At 60.5% G+C, this 17,211-nt stretch carries 17 protein-coding genes; 2 read left to right on the top strand and 15 right to left on the bottom strand.

All coding sequences use genetic code 11. The annotated features are described in order from the left end of the window. Positions 1–5: 5 nt before the first annotated feature. Complete coding sequence (locus ACZ1I2_RS19905) at positions 6–263, bottom strand: hypothetical protein (RefSeq protein ID WP_465176104.1); 258 nt, start codon at positions 261–263, stop codon at positions 6–8. A 351-nt stretch (positions 264–614) separates the two neighbouring features. Between ACZ1I2_RS19905 and ACZ1I2_RS19900 the strand changes: the two genes are divergently transcribed. Then, positions 615–2,012 (top strand): sugar transferase, encoded by a 1,398-nt coding sequence (locus tag ACZ1I2_RS19900; RefSeq protein WP_465176105.1) that lies wholly within the window; start codon positions 615–617, stop codon positions 2,010–2,012. A gap of 112 nt (positions 2,013–2,124) precedes the next feature. Here the strand turns inward: ACZ1I2_RS19900 and rffA are convergent, their stop codons facing one another. The 7 genes from rffA to ACZ1I2_RS19865 are packed head-to-tail and all read right to left on the bottom strand — an operon-like array spanning position 2,125 to position 7,512. Next, entirely contained in the window at positions 2,125–3,267 is a 1,143-nt protein-coding gene (rffA, locus tag ACZ1I2_RS19895; RefSeq protein ID WP_465172453.1) for a dTDP-4-amino-4,6-dideoxygalactose transaminase, read from the bottom strand. Between the two features lie 14 nt (positions 3,268–3,281). After that, positions 3,282–3,659 (bottom strand): EamA family transporter, encoded by a 378-nt coding sequence (locus ACZ1I2_RS19890; protein ID WP_465176106.1) that lies wholly within the window; start codon positions 3,657–3,659, stop codon positions 3,282–3,284. Beyond that, positions 3,656–4,507 carry a hypothetical protein gene (locus ACZ1I2_RS19885; RefSeq protein WP_465172455.1) on the bottom strand — a complete coding sequence of 284 codons (852 nt, stop codon included), beginning with the start codon at positions 4,505–4,507 and terminating at the stop codon, positions 3,656–3,658. The genes ACZ1I2_RS19890 and ACZ1I2_RS19885 overlap by 4 nt, the downstream gene beginning before the upstream one ends. A 47-nt stretch (positions 4,508–4,554) precedes the next feature. Beyond that, positions 4,555–5,214: an acetyltransferase gene (locus ACZ1I2_RS19880; protein WP_465176108.1), complete on the bottom strand. Its 660-nt coding sequence runs from the start codon at positions 5,212–5,214 to the stop codon at positions 4,555–4,557. Beyond that, on the bottom strand, positions 5,211–5,837 hold the full coding sequence (locus ACZ1I2_RS19875) for a class I SAM-dependent methyltransferase (protein ID WP_465172457.1): 627 nt from the start codon (positions 5,835–5,837) through the stop codon (positions 5,211–5,213). Before ACZ1I2_RS19875 ends, ACZ1I2_RS19880 begins: the two co-directional genes overlap by 4 nt. Next, positions 5,834–6,769 carry a glycosyltransferase family 2 protein gene (locus tag ACZ1I2_RS19870; protein WP_465176109.1) on the bottom strand — a complete coding sequence of 312 codons (936 nt, stop codon included), beginning with the start codon at positions 6,767–6,769 and terminating at the stop codon, positions 5,834–5,836. The genes ACZ1I2_RS19875 and ACZ1I2_RS19870 overlap by 4 nt, the downstream gene beginning before the upstream one ends. Before the next feature lie 29 nt (positions 6,770–6,798). Continuing rightward, positions 6,799–7,512: a WbqC family protein gene (locus ACZ1I2_RS19865; RefSeq protein WP_465172459.1), complete on the bottom strand. Its 714-nt coding sequence runs from the start codon at positions 7,510–7,512 to the stop codon at positions 6,799–6,801. Between the two features lie 154 nt (positions 7,513–7,666). Between ACZ1I2_RS19865 and ACZ1I2_RS19860 the strand changes: the two genes are divergently transcribed. Further along, positions 7,667–9,397: a hypothetical protein gene (locus tag ACZ1I2_RS19860; protein WP_465181507.1), complete on the top strand. Its 1,731-nt coding sequence runs from the start codon at positions 7,667–7,669 to the stop codon at positions 9,395–9,397. A gap of 175 nt (positions 9,398–9,572) precedes the next feature. On the opposite strand, the gene ACZ1I2_RS19855 is transcribed toward ACZ1I2_RS19860, so the two are convergent. The 7 genes from ACZ1I2_RS19855 to ACZ1I2_RS19825 form a co-directional block, all read right to left on the bottom strand. After that, positions 9,573–10,820: an acyltransferase family protein gene (locus tag ACZ1I2_RS19855; protein WP_465172461.1), complete on the bottom strand. Its 1,248-nt coding sequence runs from the start codon at positions 10,818–10,820 to the stop codon at positions 9,573–9,575. Further along, positions 10,754–11,086, bottom strand: a complete 333-nt coding sequence (locus ACZ1I2_RS19850) for a VOC family protein (RefSeq protein WP_465181506.1) — start codon at positions 11,084–11,086, stop codon at positions 10,754–10,756. Before ACZ1I2_RS19850 ends, ACZ1I2_RS19855 begins: the two co-directional genes overlap by 67 nt. 68 nt (positions 11,087–11,154) lie before the next feature. Then, positions 11,155–12,234, bottom strand: a complete 1,080-nt coding sequence (locus tag ACZ1I2_RS19845) for a hypothetical protein (RefSeq protein ID WP_465181505.1) — start codon at positions 12,232–12,234, stop codon at positions 11,155–11,157. A gap of 10 nt (positions 12,235–12,244) precedes the next feature. Further along, the gene (locus ACZ1I2_RS19840; RefSeq protein WP_465172464.1) at positions 12,245–13,789 is read right to left on the bottom strand and encodes an MBOAT family O-acyltransferase; all 1,545 of its coding nucleotides are present in this window, start codon (positions 13,787–13,789) and stop codon (positions 12,245–12,247) included. Between the two features lie 31 nt (positions 13,790–13,820). Beyond that, on the bottom strand, positions 13,821–14,768 hold the full coding sequence (locus ACZ1I2_RS19835; RefSeq protein ID WP_465172465.1) for a class I SAM-dependent methyltransferase: 948 nt from the start codon (positions 14,766–14,768) through the stop codon (positions 13,821–13,823). A 20-nt stretch (positions 14,769–14,788) separates the two neighbouring features. Further along, positions 14,789–16,720: an HAD-IIIC family phosphatase gene (locus tag ACZ1I2_RS19830; RefSeq protein WP_465172466.1), complete on the bottom strand. Its 1,932-nt coding sequence runs from the start codon at positions 16,718–16,720 to the stop codon at positions 14,789–14,791. Between the two features lie 34 nt (positions 16,721–16,754). Then, positions 16,755–16,997, bottom strand: coding sequence for an acyl carrier protein (locus ACZ1I2_RS19825; RefSeq protein ID WP_465181504.1), 243 nt, complete (start codon positions 16,995–16,997; stop codon positions 16,755–16,757). Positions 16,998–17,211 lie beyond the last annotated feature (214 nt).

The following is a 17,211-nucleotide window of genomic DNA, read 5'->3' as shown; positions in this document are numbered from 1 at the left end:
CGCGGCTATTTCGACTCATAGAGTGCAGTGTAAGCCATGCGCTCCCAGACATTGGCGGCATCCATCGGCGCGCCGGCCCGATTCCCCTCGAGCAACATTGCTTTCGTCGGTGTTCGGATGACGGTCAGCATCCTGAGCGCCGCGGCATAATAAGGCTCTCGTTCGCCATTCGGCATCGAATCCCATGTCGCGTCGGCTTCGATGGAGGCAGCACCGCTAAGACTGGCGTGAATGCCGCGGGCAATCCGTTCAAGCATCGTCATGAAGAATATCCTCGGTTACCTCCTCTCTCATCATGACGGATCGAACTCCGCTTTGGCGCAATAAAACACCAGATATCAGCCCAAGGCAATTGGGGCGTTTTGGGCGCCCCGGCCGCGCCGCGGCGCCGATCCGACGTCGCGCTTCGTATCGGCGATTGATTTTCCCTTTGCTGCACCGCCGTTGAAAGGGGAGAGCAGAGCCAGCCTGCGAGCGGCAATTTTGGCGGCAGATTGCGTAAATATCATGTTAGAGTGAATGCTGCGCTGCAGGACGAGTCTTGAACAGGTAATGATTGCCTGCTTATGCTGCGCCCTCGAAAAGTTGATTCGAGGCCAGGCAGGGGGCCGGCGATGAATGTTGAGCTTGGTCTACGGTTGGAGCCTGCAAAGGTAGAAAACGGTTCCGGCACCGGCGCGCAGGGACTAAAGTCACGCCGCATGGTGAGGCTGCGTCTCCACGCTTTCCTGATCCTCCTCGATATGCTGTGCATCTATGCGAGTTTTGCGTTCGCGCGTCTCGTCTACCCGCCATTCGGCTCGCAATGGAGCGTGATTGGAACCACCATAGCGATCGTCTATCTCGGCAGCGCCGCCAGCGCGGGCGCCTATTCCGCAGACATAACCACGACACCGGAGACCGGGGTAAAGCGCGCGCTACGCGCGTTGCTCCTCGCGGCTGCCACTGTGCTGTTCGTCGCCTTCTATTTCAAATCGAGCCAGGAACTTTCGCGCCTTGCCTTCGCGATCGGTATTGTCGCCAGCGCCGTCAGCCTCGCCGGGACACGCACCTTCTTTCTGCGCCGCGCATTTTCGATACTTGGCGGAAGTCCCTATTCCATCGTCCTGATCGCGGAGGAGGCGCCGCGCCATCTGAATGGAGAGTTTTCCGGTTTCCTGAAATTGTCCGATTTCGATCCGGAGAGCAGTTCTCCCATCATGTATGACAAGCTCGGGACCGCCTTGCGCGGCGCCGACAGGGTCGTGCTGGACTGTGCGCCGGACCTCAGGCTCGCTTGGGCCAATGCCCTTCAGGGCGCCAACATCCATGCCGAGATCATCGTGCCCGAACTCTCCGACATGCGGCCACGAGGGCTGGGTCGTTTCGGCGCCGTCCCGACGATCATCGTCGCTCAGGGCCCGCTCGGGCTGTTCGACCGACTTGTAAAGCGCCTCTTCGATCTGGCAGTTGCGGGCACCGCGCTGATCTTTCTCGCGCCGCTGTTCATGATCGTGGCGATCGCAATAAAGATTGAGAGTGCGGGACCGGTCTTCTTCATTCAGTCGCGTATCGGACGAAGCAACCGGATCATCCGCGTCTTCAAGTTTCGTAGCATGCGCAACGAGGTTTGTGACGGCGATGGTGTTGCCTCCACGCGTCGCGACGATGACCGGATCACGACGGTCGGCCGCTTCATCCGGATGGTCAGCATCGACGAGTTGCCGCAGCTGATCAACGTGCTCCTTGGCAGCATGAGTATCGTCGGGCCGCGGCCGCACGCGCTTGGGTCGCGGGCCGAGGGCCAGTTGTTCTGGGAAATCGACGGTCGATATTGGCACCGCCATGCCGCCAAGCCGGGCCTGACAGGGCTGGCGCAGGTTAGGGGATATCGTGGCGCGACCAACGTCCGCTCGGATCTTACCGATCGGCTGCACGCCGATCTGGAATATCTCGGTGGCTGGTCGATCTGGCGCGACCTGAAAATTATCGCACTGACGTTCCGGGTCCTGGTGCATAGCAACGCATATTGATGGCAATTGCTTCGCTTGCTCCGATCGCCACGCTCACAGCTCGGAAGAAAGCACCGCCGACCTGACCTGACCGGGCGGCGGGCAATATAAAAGCTCTCGGCGAGCACTCGGCTCAGACTGACATCGCCCGGGCAAAGGCCCTTGTAATCCGCTCCGCGTGACTGTGAGTCATGTCTGGCCAGACGGGTAAGCGCAGCAGTCGGCTGGCGCTCGCCTCGGTTACGTCCATGTGATGCGCGGACTTGCCGAAACGACGGCCCGCAGGGGACAAGTGAAGCGGCTCGTAATGCGAGAGCAACTGGATGCCTTCCGCCGCCAGCGACGCCCGCACGCCTGGGCGTTCGGCAGGATCGGACAGTAACACATAATAGATGTGGCCATTATGGCCGCAGTCCGGCGGTATGATAGGGCGGCGTATTCGCCCGGCAGCCTCTAGCGGTTCCAGGGCATCGTGCAGCATTTCCCAGATTTCTACCCGCCGCGCTGTAATCTCGGTGACAGCCTCGAGCTGAGCGAGCAGAAAGGCGGCGGTGAGTTCGCTTGGAAGATAGGAGGAGCCGAGCCCCTGCCATTCGTAGCGGTCGATTTCGCCGCGTACCAATTGGGCGCGATCCGTGCCCTTTTCCCGAATGATCTCGCCGTCCCGAGCCATGGCGTCATCGGCCACAAGCAGTGCCCCGCCTTCACCCGAGACGATGTTTTTGGTCGCATGAAAGCTGAGCGCGCCCAAATCGCCGATTGACCCCAGTGCTTTACCCCGCCAGGTCGCGCCGACACCCTGCGCCGCATCCTCAATCACCATCAGCTTGTGATGTTGGGCAATGGCGATGATGGCTTCCATCTCGCAGGCGACCCCAGCATAATGAACCGGCAGAACCGCGCGTGTTCGAGGGCCTATCGCCGCCTCGATCCGTCGCTCATCGAGATTGAGCGTGTCTGCGCGAATATCGACAAATACTGGCACGGCGCCGCGTAGTGCGACAGCATTGGCCGTAGATGGAAAGGTGAACGAGGGCATGATGACCTCGTCGCCGGGTACGAGTTCGAGCAGCAGGGCCGCCATCTCCAGTGCGGCGGTACAACTATGAGTCAGCAACGCGCGTGGCGAATCGGTCAACGCCTCGATGGTACGCTCGCACCGAGCCGTGAAGGGCCCGTCGCCACAAAGGTGTCCGTCCTCCAGCGCCTGATCGAGATAAGCACGCTCACGTCCCGTCAGGTGCACGCGACTAAGCGGAACGTCGAAGCGGGGCAATCAATGAGCCCGGTTCAACTGCGCGAGACCAGGATCGTGCCGAGCATGATCAGGCAGACCCCGGCCACCCGTCCGCCATTGAGCGGTTCATCGAGAAGCCAGGCGCTCAGAACCATCACGACCACGAAATTGATCGAAAGGAACGGGTAAGCATAGGACAGATCCATACGTGTCATCGCTGCGATCCAGGCAAGCGAGGCTATCACGGCCGCCGCGAGCCCTGAGGCAATAAAGGGGTCGAACAGCGAGCCGACGACAAAACGCAGCTTACCCTCTACGTCTTCGGGCATCGAGCCGAATTGGCTGACACGCCACTTCAGCACGATCTGGCCGTAGGCTGTGAACGCTATTACCGTCAGAATGTAACCGAGATCGTAGATATTCCCCCTCACGCGCCGTCCCACCTTGCCAGTCCGAACCCGCTCCGGCCGAAATCGTTGCCGTTGTACAGCATGTAACGTGACCCGCCATGCTCGAATACAGAGGGGTAACAGACCATCGCCGAGTCCCAGCCTTCGCCCGATGGAAGGAGCGCTGCATCCCTGTCGGCCGTCCAGGTGCGGCCGTCCGGGCTGGCCGCATGGGCAATGTGGTACCGTTCGCCCATGGCGCCCAGCCGGCTGGCCCAGAGATGCCAATGGTCCCCGATGCGCAGGACGCTCGGTCGGGAATAGCCCGTGGTGAGCCCCGTGACGGGGCCGAGCGCCACGCCCATGCGCTGCCATGAGGTGCCGTCCCTGGATGTGGCGGCGTGAAGGGGGTGCGTGCGCGGTTCGCCCGGCTGCGTGCTTTCGTAGAGCATGACGGAAATGCCACCGGCATCTCGAAACGCGCATGGATATGAAAGGCTCAGCGGATCGAGCGCGACACCGGCTTCGAGTAGTTGTTCCACTGAATCCTCAAACCGTCCGTCGGCAGTGATGGCGATCCGTCCGATCGCGCCCCGCCACCGGCCCGCACCAAGCAGCGTCCAGCCCATTAGCAGCAGCCAGCGACCGCCGTCTTGGTCGAACCATCCGCCGATGCTGACGCCGTCGGCGCAGAAGGTGCCTTGTGCTCCCGGCAACAGGAAGGGCTCACGATGAAGGGTCGCGATTTCAAGCCTCGACAAATCCACATCGACCGCGCCGATCGCTGATCGGTTGGTGGCATCGCGGCCATTGTAGAATATTCGCACCACATTGCGGCCGAGTGGTAGCGCAAGCGGATTGGAGGCGTGAGACGCCAGTGCCGGGTGCAAGGGCGGGTCAGGCGGCGTGAACAACTGCCCCAGGCGGCGCCATCCGCTCACAATCCCCGCAGCCGCGAGCTCGGCACCCGTGCCCGCTCCGTCGCCGGGCCCATGTAAACGCCATCGGACTCGCAGCTCGACAGAATCAGCGCGCCCGCACCGATCACGCAGCGCTCGCCGATGGCAACATTGTCGCGCACCGTCGCGCCGGCGCCGATGAAGCTATAGTCGCCCACAACGACGTTTCCGGCGACGCAGCAGGCCGAGAGGAAGCAATGGTCACCGATCAGGCCATGATGACCGATGTGAGTCCAGCTCCAGACGAACACGTTGGTGCCAAGTGTCGTGAAGGGCTGGATCGTCGAATCCTCAAGGATGAAGCAGTGCTCGCCGATCCGGTCGGGATGCGCCACCGCGGCGCGTGAACTGATATAGCGCGCCAGAGGATAGCCGGATCCGCGCGCGGCGGCGACTTTCTCGGCGCGCAGTGCATTGAGCCGACTGTAGCTTAGCGCCACGAACATATGATGATCGGCCGCCGGAAAAGCGCGCGTTACTTCTTCGAACGGACAGACGGGAAGCCCGGCAAACTTGTCCGCCGCCATGTGCGCGCCGTCTACGGTAAAGCCCGTGACCTCGTGATCGCTGTCGTGCGTGAAATAATGATGTGCCAGCTCGGCGATCTGGCCAGTGCCGAAGATCACGAGCTTGCTCATGCGGGCTTCCGGACGATGATGGTGAACTCGTACAGGCCGTAATCGTGCAGCAGCGCGACGTTCCGTGAATAACGCCTCTTGCAGCGATCGAACAACGCCAGTGGGTCGGCGTAGTAGAGGTCGGGTCGGATGAGATTCGCGTCGGAGTAACGCGTCAGGCAGTTGAACGCGAAACCGCGCCGGCTGGTGGCATCGAGCGCGTCGAGCGTCGTCTCCACATAGGCGCGCCACTCTTCCTCCGATGCGTCCAGACGGACATTGAAGATGCCGCTCGCGATACCATAATCCGCCATGTGGTTTGGCTGCGCACCGATGGTGAAGCTAACGCCCGGCATCATGCCGATCCGGTCGCGAGCGGCCATTACCATGGCGTCGGCGATGTCGAAGCCCCGATAGTCGATTTGATGAGGGTGGTGCTCAGCCAGGTAATCGGCAAGCGCGCCATAGCCACAGCCCAGATCATTCACCGAAGCCGGTGCATCCGCATCGATAACTCGGCAAAGCTCGATAAAGCGTCGCTGCTGACCTTCCGAACCGTTCCAGTCAACGCCACGCGCGGTCGCGCCATGCTCGGCAAGGCGTCCAGTATAATAGCTCGCGACCTGATCGAGCGCCGCCGTCATCGCTTCAGTCCCACCTCCTCGTCGATGATGTAGAGCGGTCGTCCCTTCGTCTGGGCGAACACTTTGCCGACATATATGCCGATCACCCCCAGCGACATCAGAATGAACCCCGTACCGATCAAGATCAGGAAGGCGAGGCTCGTCCAGCCGGGAAGCGCCGTCCGGAAGATGGCGCGCCAGGCAACATAGCCTGCGAAGATGAAGCCGCCTGCAGCGAACATCGTGCCAAGCGCCGTGATCCAGTGGAGCAGCCGCGTTGATTGGAAGAACACGCCGTCGAGCGCGTGCGCGATCAGCTTGTGGAGTTTGTAGCTGCTGCGGCCCGCGTGGCGCTCCGCATGCGCGTAGTCGAGATAGGCGGTTTCGAAGCCCAGCCAGTGGAGAATAAATTGATAATGCCGCTCCCGCTCGCCGAAGCGCAGATAAGCGTCGACGACCTTGCGCGAGAGCAGACTGAAACTTCCCAGCGAGGGATCGACCCGCGCGCCAGTGACCAGTCCCAGAAAATGGCCATAGCCGGCCGCCAGCATTCGCCGGATGGGCGCGCGACTCTGTGGCGTACGCCTGCATTGGACAATATCGGCGCCTACATCCATTTGCAGCATCATCGCGGGGAGCAGCGCAGGCGGATCCTGCAAATCGCAGTCCATGACGGCGACCCTGGCACCCTGCGCTGCAGCCAAGCCGGCAGTGATGGCGATCTGCTGACCGAAGTTGCGGCTAAATCGTAATGCGCGGAGCTGGGGATAGATGGCCTGGAGTGCGACGATCTGCGCCCAGGACCCATCGGGACTCCGATCGTCGATCAGGAGAATCTCGTATTCGCCCGCCAGGTCAGCCAGCGCCGCCGCGATCTGCCGGCATAATTCGGCGAGACAGTCGTCACAGCCATAGACTGGCACGACGATGGTCAACGCGATCGGTGTGCTCACGCACGTTGCTCCAGCCGTAATGCCCTCGGTCAAGGCGCGCCGCATTTCATATAGCGCGCCGCGTCGGCCCCGCAGTTCGAAAGGAGGTCGAGTATTGTCACTGCGTGTTCGAACGGACCCCAGAGCTGAGGGTATTCGGCATAGCCGCCATAGTCGAACCATTCAACGCGGATCCCAGCTTCGGCGAAGCGGGCCTCGTCGAGATAGGCACGCGCGCCCGGGCCGCTGACATAGCGGTCGGCTCCGGACTGGACGCAAAGGTCCAGCAACCGCTCGGTCTTTCCTGCCGCAAGCTGGAAATCAGACGAGCTCCGGATGCGGGTGCTGATCCCAAGTTCGGTGCTGATGCGTTCGATCAGCGCGCGATTGAGCGATGACAGATGGCTGTGTCTGCTGCGCAGGATCGGCTCGAACCAGTCGAGTACGGCTGCGGCGTGGGGCGCTCTGGCATAGTTGGCGTCCAATGCGCGCAAATGGCGGTCGATCCAGTCCAGCCCATCGACGCGTATCTCCCGAATCGACGCGTCATAATTTCCTTTGGAAGCGACCGGGACCGTCAACCAGTGCAGCCCGGCCGGTGTCTTGATGCGATTGCGATTGCGCCAGTCGCGCCGGGTATATTGGACGTCGTCGTAAAGGATGAACTCGTCGACGGCTGCGATCAGGTCGAAATAGCCCTTCCACGGGATGTAGTTGGATTGCACGACCGCGATGGTTTTTGCACGCGCCGCCGCCGCGCTCACAAACGAATCCTGCGCATCATGGCGATAGGTGGGAAGACACACCGATTTCGGATGAGACCGGCCGCACGGCGCACCGTCGATAGACGAAATTTGTCGCGTGCTGACACACTAACGCTTTTGCACCAGGTCGTCCGTGTGTCACGATCTATTTCAGGTGGCAGATGCGCGCCGAATAGACGCTGCTGATCGTCTATTGAATTGGTATGCCACGTTGGCGGGAATGTTCTCAAGTGTCGGGAAAGGAAGCCTGGAGGTGATTGCCAAGGCGCGCGCGGCGCTCGGGTGCGGCTCGGGTATGAACTGGTGGCTGGTCGCGGTTACCATGACCGCAGCGGCACTCGTGCGGCTGACGACGCTGCACTACGGAATTGAGCTCTACGACGAGGGGTATCTCTGGTTTGGCGCCGACACCGTGCTTTCCGGTGGCGTACCGATCCGCGACTTCAGCAGTTATGACCCAGCCCGCTATTACTGGCTCGCAGCGCTGATGTGGGCTGGTGGCGGCGAGAGCGTGGTGGCGATGCGGGTCGCGCTCGTACCTTTGGAGGCGGCGGCGGCGTTTCTTGCGCTGCGGCTCCTGGCCGACCGCCTCGACGAACTTGACTGGGGCAGCGTTGAGAAGGGCTGTTATCTCGCCGTCGCGGGGCTCCTGATCGTTATCGTTCCGTTCAAGCTCTACTACGTCGCGGACTCCGCGATCGCATTGCTTGTGCTCTTCGCGGTCTATCGATTCCACAAGGCGCCGGGATCGAGCGGGCAGTGGATGGTAGGCATGGCGATCGGTCTTGCGGGTTGCTGGGGCCGCAACCATGGACTCTATGCTGCGGTTGCGACCTTTTTGTCGCTCGGCTGGCTTTACCTGATCGGCCTACTGGCGCTGCGCCCGGCGGTTCTCGGGCGGATCGCGGGCGGGGTCCTCATCGGCTACGCTCCATTGCTTCTGATGATGCTCCTCGTACCGGGTTTCGCTGCGCCGTTCGTGACCAGTATTTCCGTGCTCTTTGAGCGGGGCGAAACCAATCTGGCGCTGCCGATTGTTTGGCCCTGGACCTTGATCGGTAGCCCGCTCGGCGCGCGTATGCTTGTAGATCGTGCAATATTCTCGGTATTCGAGATGGCGCTACTCGCTTTTCCCATCACCACCATTTGTTGGATGTTGTCACGAAAACACAGGGGCGTTGACGTGCCGGCGTCGGTGGCGGCGGCCGCGCTGGTCGCATTGCCGTATGCGCACTACGCGCTTTCCCGAGCTGGCGAGTCGCACCTCGCACGGGGCGGCATGCCGATGTTCATCGGTCTTCTCCTGGTGATTGCAGGGACGCCGCGACTGTTGCGCTGGCTGATCACCGGCGCGCTGCTTGCCGGCGCGATGATCGTGCTGGGATCGCGTTCGCCTGCTTGGGAGTGCTTTCGCAATCGCTATTGTCAGCCGGTCCAGGCACGCGGTGCGACGATATGGGTTAATCCATGGTATGCCGAACAGGTCCGGTTCGTTACTGCCGCCAACGCCAGGTTCGCACCCGGCGACGCACCGGTACTTGTGCTTCCCTATCTGCCTGGGGCCTATCCGTTGCTCGGCAAGCCCTCTCCCCTGAAGGACACGTATCCGCTCTGGGTTGCCAAACCGCAGGAAGAAACCGCGGATATCGCCCGGCTCGATCAGGTTCGGCCGCCGCTGGTCCTCTTTGCCGATGCCGCTCTCGATGGCGATCCGGCACGCAGCTTTCGGCACACGCATCCGCTGACCTATCGGTATCTGGGCACCCATTATGTTCGCACACCATATCATTTTCGAGAGTCGATATGGGTGCTCGTGCGTCGCCCCGCTCCAACTCCCCCGGCGCCGCAAGTCGGGCCGTCGACGCCGCAGCGTCGGGGTGGATAGGTGAACGGCATGCGAAACCTCGGCAACGCGGCGTGGACTGTGTCCCACGATCCCCAACGCCATGGGTCCAGCAAGTCGCAATCGCCGATGTCAGCGATACTGCAACGCGATGAAGATGCCGCCCGGCGGGCGCCCGGAATTTATCGATTGCGCATCCGCGAGGTACGCGCTGCGCTCATCGACCTAGCTCGGCAACACGCTGTTGCGGCCTGCCTCCGCGCCCGATGGCACTGACTCTGGCGATCATCCAGCGTCGCGTGGGCAACTCGAACCAGCGATGCGAGCAATAGGAGATCAGTGTTACCAGCATGAGCACGCCAACGATGACCGGCGCTGCCATCGCGGGGGTACGAAGCGATGCAGGCAGCACCAAATCGAACATGAGGATGCCCACGCCATAATGAAACATATAGACCGCGTAGCTCACCTCGCCGAGCAATACCGGAAAGCTGTGGGTTAGCACGCCTATCGAAACGTGACGTTCGAGATCAGCGGCGAACAGAATCACCGCGCCTAGCGCGATCACCGCCAGCGTGGTCGGAAGCCCGACCATCAATATCGCAATCGCCGCCATGAGCGATACTATCAGGCCGATCGCGGCGCCGAGTTTGCCAGCTGAGTGCCGGGCGCCGAAGACGTACAGCGCGACTCCGAAGAAGAATTCGGGTGCGATCCTCAGAATGCCCAGGTTCCATGTCGTCTTGTAGTAGGGAAAATGCGGCGATGCGACTGCCAGTGTCGCGACACAAAGCAGAATTGCAACGGCAATCGCCAGCCGCCAGCCGGCTTGGCGCACACCAAAACCCGCTGCCGCAGCGAACAACGGAAATAGAAGATAGGCGAACCATTCAGCGCTAATCGACCAGGATGGGCTGTTTAAGTAAAGCCCGTTGGTGGCCCCCCAGGAATGGGTCAGCAAAAGATTGGCAAAGATCGTGCGAATCACATCGCCCACAGGTAGTTCGAATATCGCTGCGGGATCAAAGACGCTGAAGTGCCAATGCTGTTTCCTCGCGATGAGAGCGAAGGCGAGCATGAGGGCAAAGGTTAGCAGATGAAGCGGGTAAACACGCGCAATTCGACGGCCCAGGAATTGCCAATAGTCAAAGCGGCCCTCGCGCATTTGGGGAAGATAGACATGTGCCAGCACGAAGCCGGACAATATGAAGAAGAAATCCACACCAAGCCAGCCGTTCCACAGCAGCGGGTGAACCTTGGCGTCGGCGCCGAAAAAGAAGTAGTGATAATGGAAGGTGACCACCCAGAAGGCCGCCAGATAACGAAGGCTCGTCAGGCTGCGCAAGTCGGCGGGAAAGCCGATGCTGCCAATGTCTCCGGCGTCGGGGTGAACGTCTCTTATTTCCATGGCTGCACAAACTCGATCTGGATCCCGCGGGTCGAGATCGGGTGAATGAAGTTGCACCAGAAGTCTCCGGCACCTTTGACTGGCTTGGGTTCAATCAGCTTGAGGTCACGCTCGGCACACCAGCGTTCGACTGCCTCGAAATCCTCGATCTCGAAAGCGAAATGATGGACGCCGCCGAAACCCTTGTTGAAACGAGTAAGCGGACCCGCTTCCGCGACGACCAGCTCGATCGTCGCGCCGCTCGACGATTTGGTAAAGATGCACCAGCAGGACCATGTCTCAACGAAACCCCGATAGTCCTCGACCAGGCCCATACTGGTCATGAATGTTTCGGCTTCCTCGATCGAAGGCAGGATTATACCAACATGGTGGAGAGTATAGGCAGAGAACATCAGCGATTTCCCGTAACGGCGCCAGCCTGCCCATCGCGCCGCTCAATCAGATTGTGGTCAGCGATGTAGGTGGCGAGCGAGGTGGTCAAGCGATCCGATCCGATGCGGTTGACGTGACCGTAGTCGGAATAGTTTCGGTGATCGGCCGCGAGCATTCGAGCTTCGATCAGCGTGCCTCGGGCACGGTAAAAATCCGCATCGCGAACCGCTCCCTCGTTCGAATAGATGGGCAGATAGAGAAACGCGACCGCCGAGCGGTTCGCCCTGGCAAGCTCAACGATGCGCCGGACATAGGTCCGTTCCACCGCGAATTCATAGTCAGCAGCCCATGGCGGCAGGATAGGGGGTGTGATTTCAGCGATTCGCTTGGCGGCAATGGGCCGCAGTGTCTCTGCTTGGATGACGGAATCCCGGTCGACATGGTTGCCAGTCGGCGTGTCGAAGCTTTGCGTCGTATCATACTCGGACCCGCGATAGCTCGGCTTGTCGAAGTCGCGGTGAACGCCGAACGCGCCGGGAAAGAGAGTTTGCACGAACAACGACATCTGCCGGAACGGAATATATGCCAGGTCGTCGACATAGCCTCGATTGATCAGCAGCGGGGCGGCAACAACATCGACGGAATCCGCGATATTGCGAAAGGCTGGGTGGCCTTCGCGCGGCATCTGCTCGATCGCCGACAGGATGACGAGCTTGACCTCGGGATGGCTCGCAAACAGGTGCTTGGCGATGACATATTGGGCGTTCCGGCCTTCTTGAGGCATGGCTAGATTGGCGACGCGAACGGGGCGGCCGAGCTGCTGGGACAGCGTGCGCGTCAGCAGTGGTGCCGCGACCGCCGCCTGGAGTCGCGAATTCCCCAGAACGGCCACATCGATCGGGGTTTTGTCGAACGCAAGTCGCTCATAACCCCAGATCGCCTGAAACTGAATCGTCGGCGCGAGCTGTTGCATCCGGATGTAAGGATCGTGCGGCAACAGCAGAGTGGCGGCGCACAGGCCGAAAAACGATAGGAGGAAAATCAGGATCAAGCGCCAGGCGGGAGCGGTGGCATCGACCGGATCTGGCATCGCGTTCACCTTCGCCCCCTCAAAAGTTGAAATAGATAAACTGGGTTGTGCCGCGGCTTATGAGCGCGAAACCAAGGAAGAAGACCAACGCGGTCGCGAACATCCATGGTACGGTCATGCGCCAGGTTATCGCCAATGGACCCGCATCCATTTTCTGCCACTTTTCCCATTCCAGAACCGGCTCAAAGCGGCCCATGATCTGTTGCGTATTGGGCACAAGATAAATGGCGGCATAGCCGATCAGCATCACGATGACGGCGCCCGGCAGCCCTATCGGCCAGTCCGGTGGCAACACGATGCCGCCGGATGCACCCGTCATCGCCGCGAACATCCTTCCAGCGCTTGCCAGGTCAGGGGAGCCGAACGGGATGAGCGTCAGCACGAATGCGACAAGCGTCGCAGCACCGGCAAGGGGGCGATGCCATCCCGGCGCCGGGCCGCGCTTCTTTCGGGATTTCTTGCGGACGGCAGCCCAGGTTTCGTTCACGACCATGTAGAGGCCCTGCATCAGGCCGAAGACGACGAACGGCCACCCCGCGCCGTGCCAGACGCCGACGATGAGCATCGAAATCATCGTTGGAACCAGTACAGACGCAACCAGCATGCCGTATTTGCCGGCGCCACGAACGGCCGCGACACGGGCAAGGGGCATTGAGATGGGCTGAAACACATAGCTCTGAACCCATCGGCCAAGCGTGATGTGCCAACGACGCCAGATTTCGACGATGCTTGCCGATCGCAGTGGCGAGTGGAAATTGAGCGGCAGCAGGATGCCGAACATCCGTGCCGTGCCTATCGCCATATCCGAATAACCGGAAAAGTCGAAATAGACCTGACCAGTGTAAGCGAAAGCACCGATCCATGTGTCCAAAAAGCCAATCGCGTGAGCCTCGCGCGCGCTGCGATATACTGGGGACGCATAGAGTGCGAAGGTGTCGGCGATGACGGTTTTCTTGAACAGGCCGATGGAAAGTATCGCAATGCCGATCAGAATATTGGCACCGATGCGGCTGCGCTCGGGTTGCGCTGCGAGTTGCGGAGCGGTCTCCCGGTAGAGTACGATCGGACCCGCGAGAATCTGTGGGAAGAAGAGGACCCATGTCGAATAATCGAGTGGCGAGCCGAGGGTTATGCGTTTGCGGGTGAGGTCGACCAGAAAGCCAATCTGCTGAAAGGTGAAGAACGAGATGCCGAGCGGCAGTATAATCCGCTCGATCATGAAATGAGCATCGAATGCAGCATTCGCGCTGGTCAATATAAAGTTGAAATACTTGAAATAGAACAGGGGCACCACATTCCCTGCGATTCCGATCGCGAGAACCAGCCTTTCCGCCACCGGCCGAGCGGCGAGCCGTGTTATGGTCCAGGCGATGGCATAATTGAACACGACCGACCCGATCAGCAGAGGCACGAAACGCCATCCGCCAAGGCCATAGAAAACCAGTGTTGCGACGATCAGTAGAGGCCGGCGAAGTGGCTGCAGCCGAGTACCTGATACAATGTAATAGGCGACCAGTACCGCCGGCAGAAACGCGAACAGATACAGGGTCGAATTGAACAGCATTTCCTAATGTTTCCCCCCGGAAGCGTAGCGTTCAGGCCGGTTCAGCGATGATTGAACAGGTAACCGCGATCTGCCGCTTCAAGGCGCGGGGCAGGGTCGCGGCCTGGGTCGTATGTGAGGCGATCTCGATCACGCGGAATCCGCCCTTGGTGATCAGATCTACCGCCTCGTCGGGATCGCGCAGCAGAACGAGGTGATCGGGCATCGGCGCATTCAGCGGGATATTGACAAACAGATGGCCGCCCTTGGCCACGGTGTGCCTGAGTTTTTGTAAAGCGTCGATCGGGTCATCCAGATGTTCGAGAAGATGGCTCAGGATGATCAGGTCAAATGTTTCGCCGCCCGGTTCCACCTTGTGCATGTCCTGGATCGCGTACCGTGCCCGATCGGCGGCGCCCAGGAGAGACAGGGCGGCACGGGTCTGCTCGAGCGAGATCGGGCTGATGTCCCACGCGACAGCTTCGGCCATGCCGAGTTCCACAAGCGCGAGGTAGATCAACAGGCCATGGCCCGACCCTACTTCCATCACTCGCCCACCCGGAAACACCCGGGCGGCCAAGCGTCCGCGGAAGAAATGCAGGCTGGAAAGATGCATATACCACAATACATGGCTGTACAGCAGGCCGTGCATGTACCGTTCCATGAACACGTCGTCAGAATAGACGTGCGCGTTGGTCTGCTCAAAGCTTGAGTAACGATAAGCGTCGGTGCGCGCGAAGTTGATTTCCTCCTCGCGAATCTGACCGCACAGCCATCGATAGTCGACCGCGACCTGTTCGGCGCGATCGCCAGCAAGGCGTAGCACGACTTCAGCCATCGCCTCGCTGGTGTCCATGAGTGCCGAGGTGCGCGCCGCGTAGCTGGTGGCGAGGTAGTCGGCATGATCAGGCCATGCCCGCAACACCACGTCGGTGAGCCGCCTGAGCGCTGGCCGGCCAGCCACCAGCAAATCGAGCCTGTCTAGTGCAGCGATCGTCATTTTGCCCCCTATGGTGCCGTCTACGGGACGGTTTGCTGCCGTTGGCTAGCCACTTGTTTGTCGACTATCTCGATTCGCATCGGCAGTTCCGGCGGCCGATAGGATTCTAGATCCAGCGCCCACACCGTGCCGCCATCCGTGCGATCAGCGCAATGCGAAAATCCCAGCTTTTCGAAATGCTTTTCGACGATCACGTTCTTGGGTGTCGGAAGATATTCGCCGATAAGGCTGCTTGCCCCTGCAGCGCGGGCAGCTGCGGCGACATGCGCGAGCACTGCTTCCTCGACACGCCGCCCGAGCACCCGGCAGCTCATGAGCCAGGTGTCGCACCGCCACTCCTCGTCCCCGCGATCGAAGATCACGGCGGAGATCATGCCGTTGTCGCCGAACCGGTCCACCAACCGCACCTGGATCGCGAACTTCTCGGCCGCCGCTTCGACTTCCGCCACTTGCGCTTCGGTGTAACGGCGGGTCGTCAGATTGAACTGGTTCGACTTGTTGATGAGCTGGGCTATGCGCCCTCTGCCCAGCCCGTCAAATGGAGTGATAGTGCAGACCATCTCGAGGGATTCGAGATAATCGTCCAGATTACCGACCTTCTGCAGGGCCGAGACGCGCTGGGCGTTGGCCTGATACATGTCGGCGCGCTTTCTATCTTCGTCGCCAAACGTTATCGCTTCGAAATATCCTGCCATGGACAGGAGGCGTACATAGTCTGACGCCTCGTCTCCAATTTCGGGCACCGCTACCTCAGGCATCTCCTGGCGAACGCGTTCGCGCTCGGCTGGATTGTCGTCGAGGAATACGAATGAGTCGGTTCCGATGTTGAGCGTCTTGGCAATTTCCTTGAGGTTGGTCGCCTTGTCGACCCAGTTCGCGACGAACACCGAAATATGATCCTCCTTGAGGAGCATTTCATCATGTTCGCGGAATGGGATGAGAGCAGCCGCTTCTTCGTTCTTCGAGCATATCGCGAGAATGATTCCGCGCCGTCGCAGCTCAAGTGCCAGGGACTGAACGGCCAGATGTGCTTCTCCACGCGCGGAGCCCTGGCCTAGCTTGATCCCGTTGAGACCGTCATCTCCAATCACGCCACCCCACAATGTATTGTCCAGATCGAGCACCAGACATTTGCGGGACAGGCCGCGCGCAGCAGCGAGCAGGCGGCAAAGATGATCAGCGTAAAGCGGCACGGCGTCGAGCGCGAACGGCATCTTTGCATCGTGCCAGCGAAGCGGGTCGTGCCAAGTCGCGAGTCCGACGGTCTGCGCGATAAAGCCGGCGTCGAGAAGAAGATCGCCTTCGCCCAGGACCTTGTCGACCAGCAACTGATTGAAACGCGCAATCATCCGCGAAACGCTTCCAGGCAGCTGGGCGTCATAGCTGCCGAATAATGTTTCCGGCGGCGGCGCCAGCGTCTGCAGGATAGCGCCGGCGCCGACATTGACATGGGCACCATCGCGAAGCGATCCGACGTAATCTATTGCCGATTGCACTGCCGCCTCGGCATCGTCGGCGTCGAAACGGGCGCGTGCGAGCCCCAGGCTGGGTGCGTCGAGCGCAAGAACCACGAAATCCGGCTTGGCCAGCGCCAGTCCCGATTGCGGGGACAGCAATTCCTGCGCCATCTGGCCGAAAGCGATCTTGTGGACGTCGACGAGTAGGCCGTGGCGCAGACCAGTCGCGGGCAGCGCATCGCCGATCAGGTCGATGGTATGTGTCGAGGCCAAGCAAATCTTGAGCTCGCGAAACATCCCCGACGCAGCAAGATCATGATAGCGCGTAGTAACCAGCTTGGTTAGTTGGCCAAGCTGGGACAGGTCGAGACCATAGCTTGCCAGCACTCTGGCAGCCGTGGAATCGACAGCCTCGGCGTCACGCAACGCCTTGGTCTTGGTCCGGAAATCAGCCGGCGGGTGACGTAGCCACGGTAATTTGAGAAGATCCGTCAACGAAGCCTCCGCCACAAACGCCTTTTGGGCAAAGTCAAGCCAACTTGCGGCCGATCAAATCGACCATTTCGCCAACGTTCTCAAGGCCCTCTATCTCGCTGTTCGTGAAGCGAACGTTGAACTTCCGCTCGGCGGCTACGACGAAGCGGATGTTGGAGAGGCTGTCCCATTCTTCGATGTCGGCAGCGCTCAGGCTATCTCGATATTCCAGATCGTCGAGATCAAATACGTCTTCGATCACTTCGGTCAATTGGGTCACAATGTCTGCGCGGTCCATGGCCGTTCCGTATCCCCATCGAAAGTCTCGCTTGGCCGGTTGCCCATCCACGCGGAGGCGTGCCTGATAAGGGATCTTGATTCCCCCGGGGCGCTTTTTTTCTTATCGAGCCGATTGTCGGTCCGCAACCCTTTTTCGCAGGTGCAGCATGGCTCCAGTCGGCTACGAGGAAAATATTGGGCTCGAGTGAAGTATCCGGCGCGACGGGCTGGCG

This window comes from Sphingomonas sp. BL-S-29 (assembly GCF_055521495.1).
Note: the sequence above shows the minus strand (reverse complement) of the source record. Positions and strands in the feature narration are given on the sequence as shown.

Coding starts and splice junctions, on each gene's coding strand:
- ACZ1I2_RS19905 (WP_465176104.1), bottom strand. CDS start 263: ATGACGATGCTTGAACGGATTGCCCGCGGCATTCACGCCAGTCTTAGC.
- ACZ1I2_RS19900 (WP_465176105.1), top strand. CDS start 615: ATGAATGTTGAGCTTGGTCTACGGTTGGAGCCTGCAAAGGTAGAAAAC.
- ACZ1I2_RS19880 (WP_465176108.1), bottom strand. CDS start 5,214: ATGAGCAAGCTCGTGATCTTCGGCACTGGCCAGATCGCCGAGCTGGCA.
- ACZ1I2_RS19875 (WP_465172457.1), bottom strand. CDS start 5,837: ATGACGGCGGCGCTCGATCAGGTCGCGAGCTATTATACTGGACGCCTT.
- ACZ1I2_RS19850 (WP_465181506.1), bottom strand. CDS start 11,086: ATGACCAGTATGGGCCTGGTCGAGGACTATCGGGGTTTCGTTGAGACA.
- ACZ1I2_RS19840 (WP_465172464.1), bottom strand. CDS start 13,789: ATGCTGTTCAATTCGACCCTGTATCTGTTCGCGTTTCTGCCGGCGGTA.
- ACZ1I2_RS19835 (WP_465172465.1), bottom strand. CDS start 14,768: ATGACGATCGCTGCACTAGACAGGCTCGATTTGCTGGTGGCTGGCCGG.
- ACZ1I2_RS19825 (WP_465181504.1), bottom strand. CDS start 16,997: ATGGACCGCGCAGACATTGTGACCCAATTGACCGAAGTGATCGAAGAC.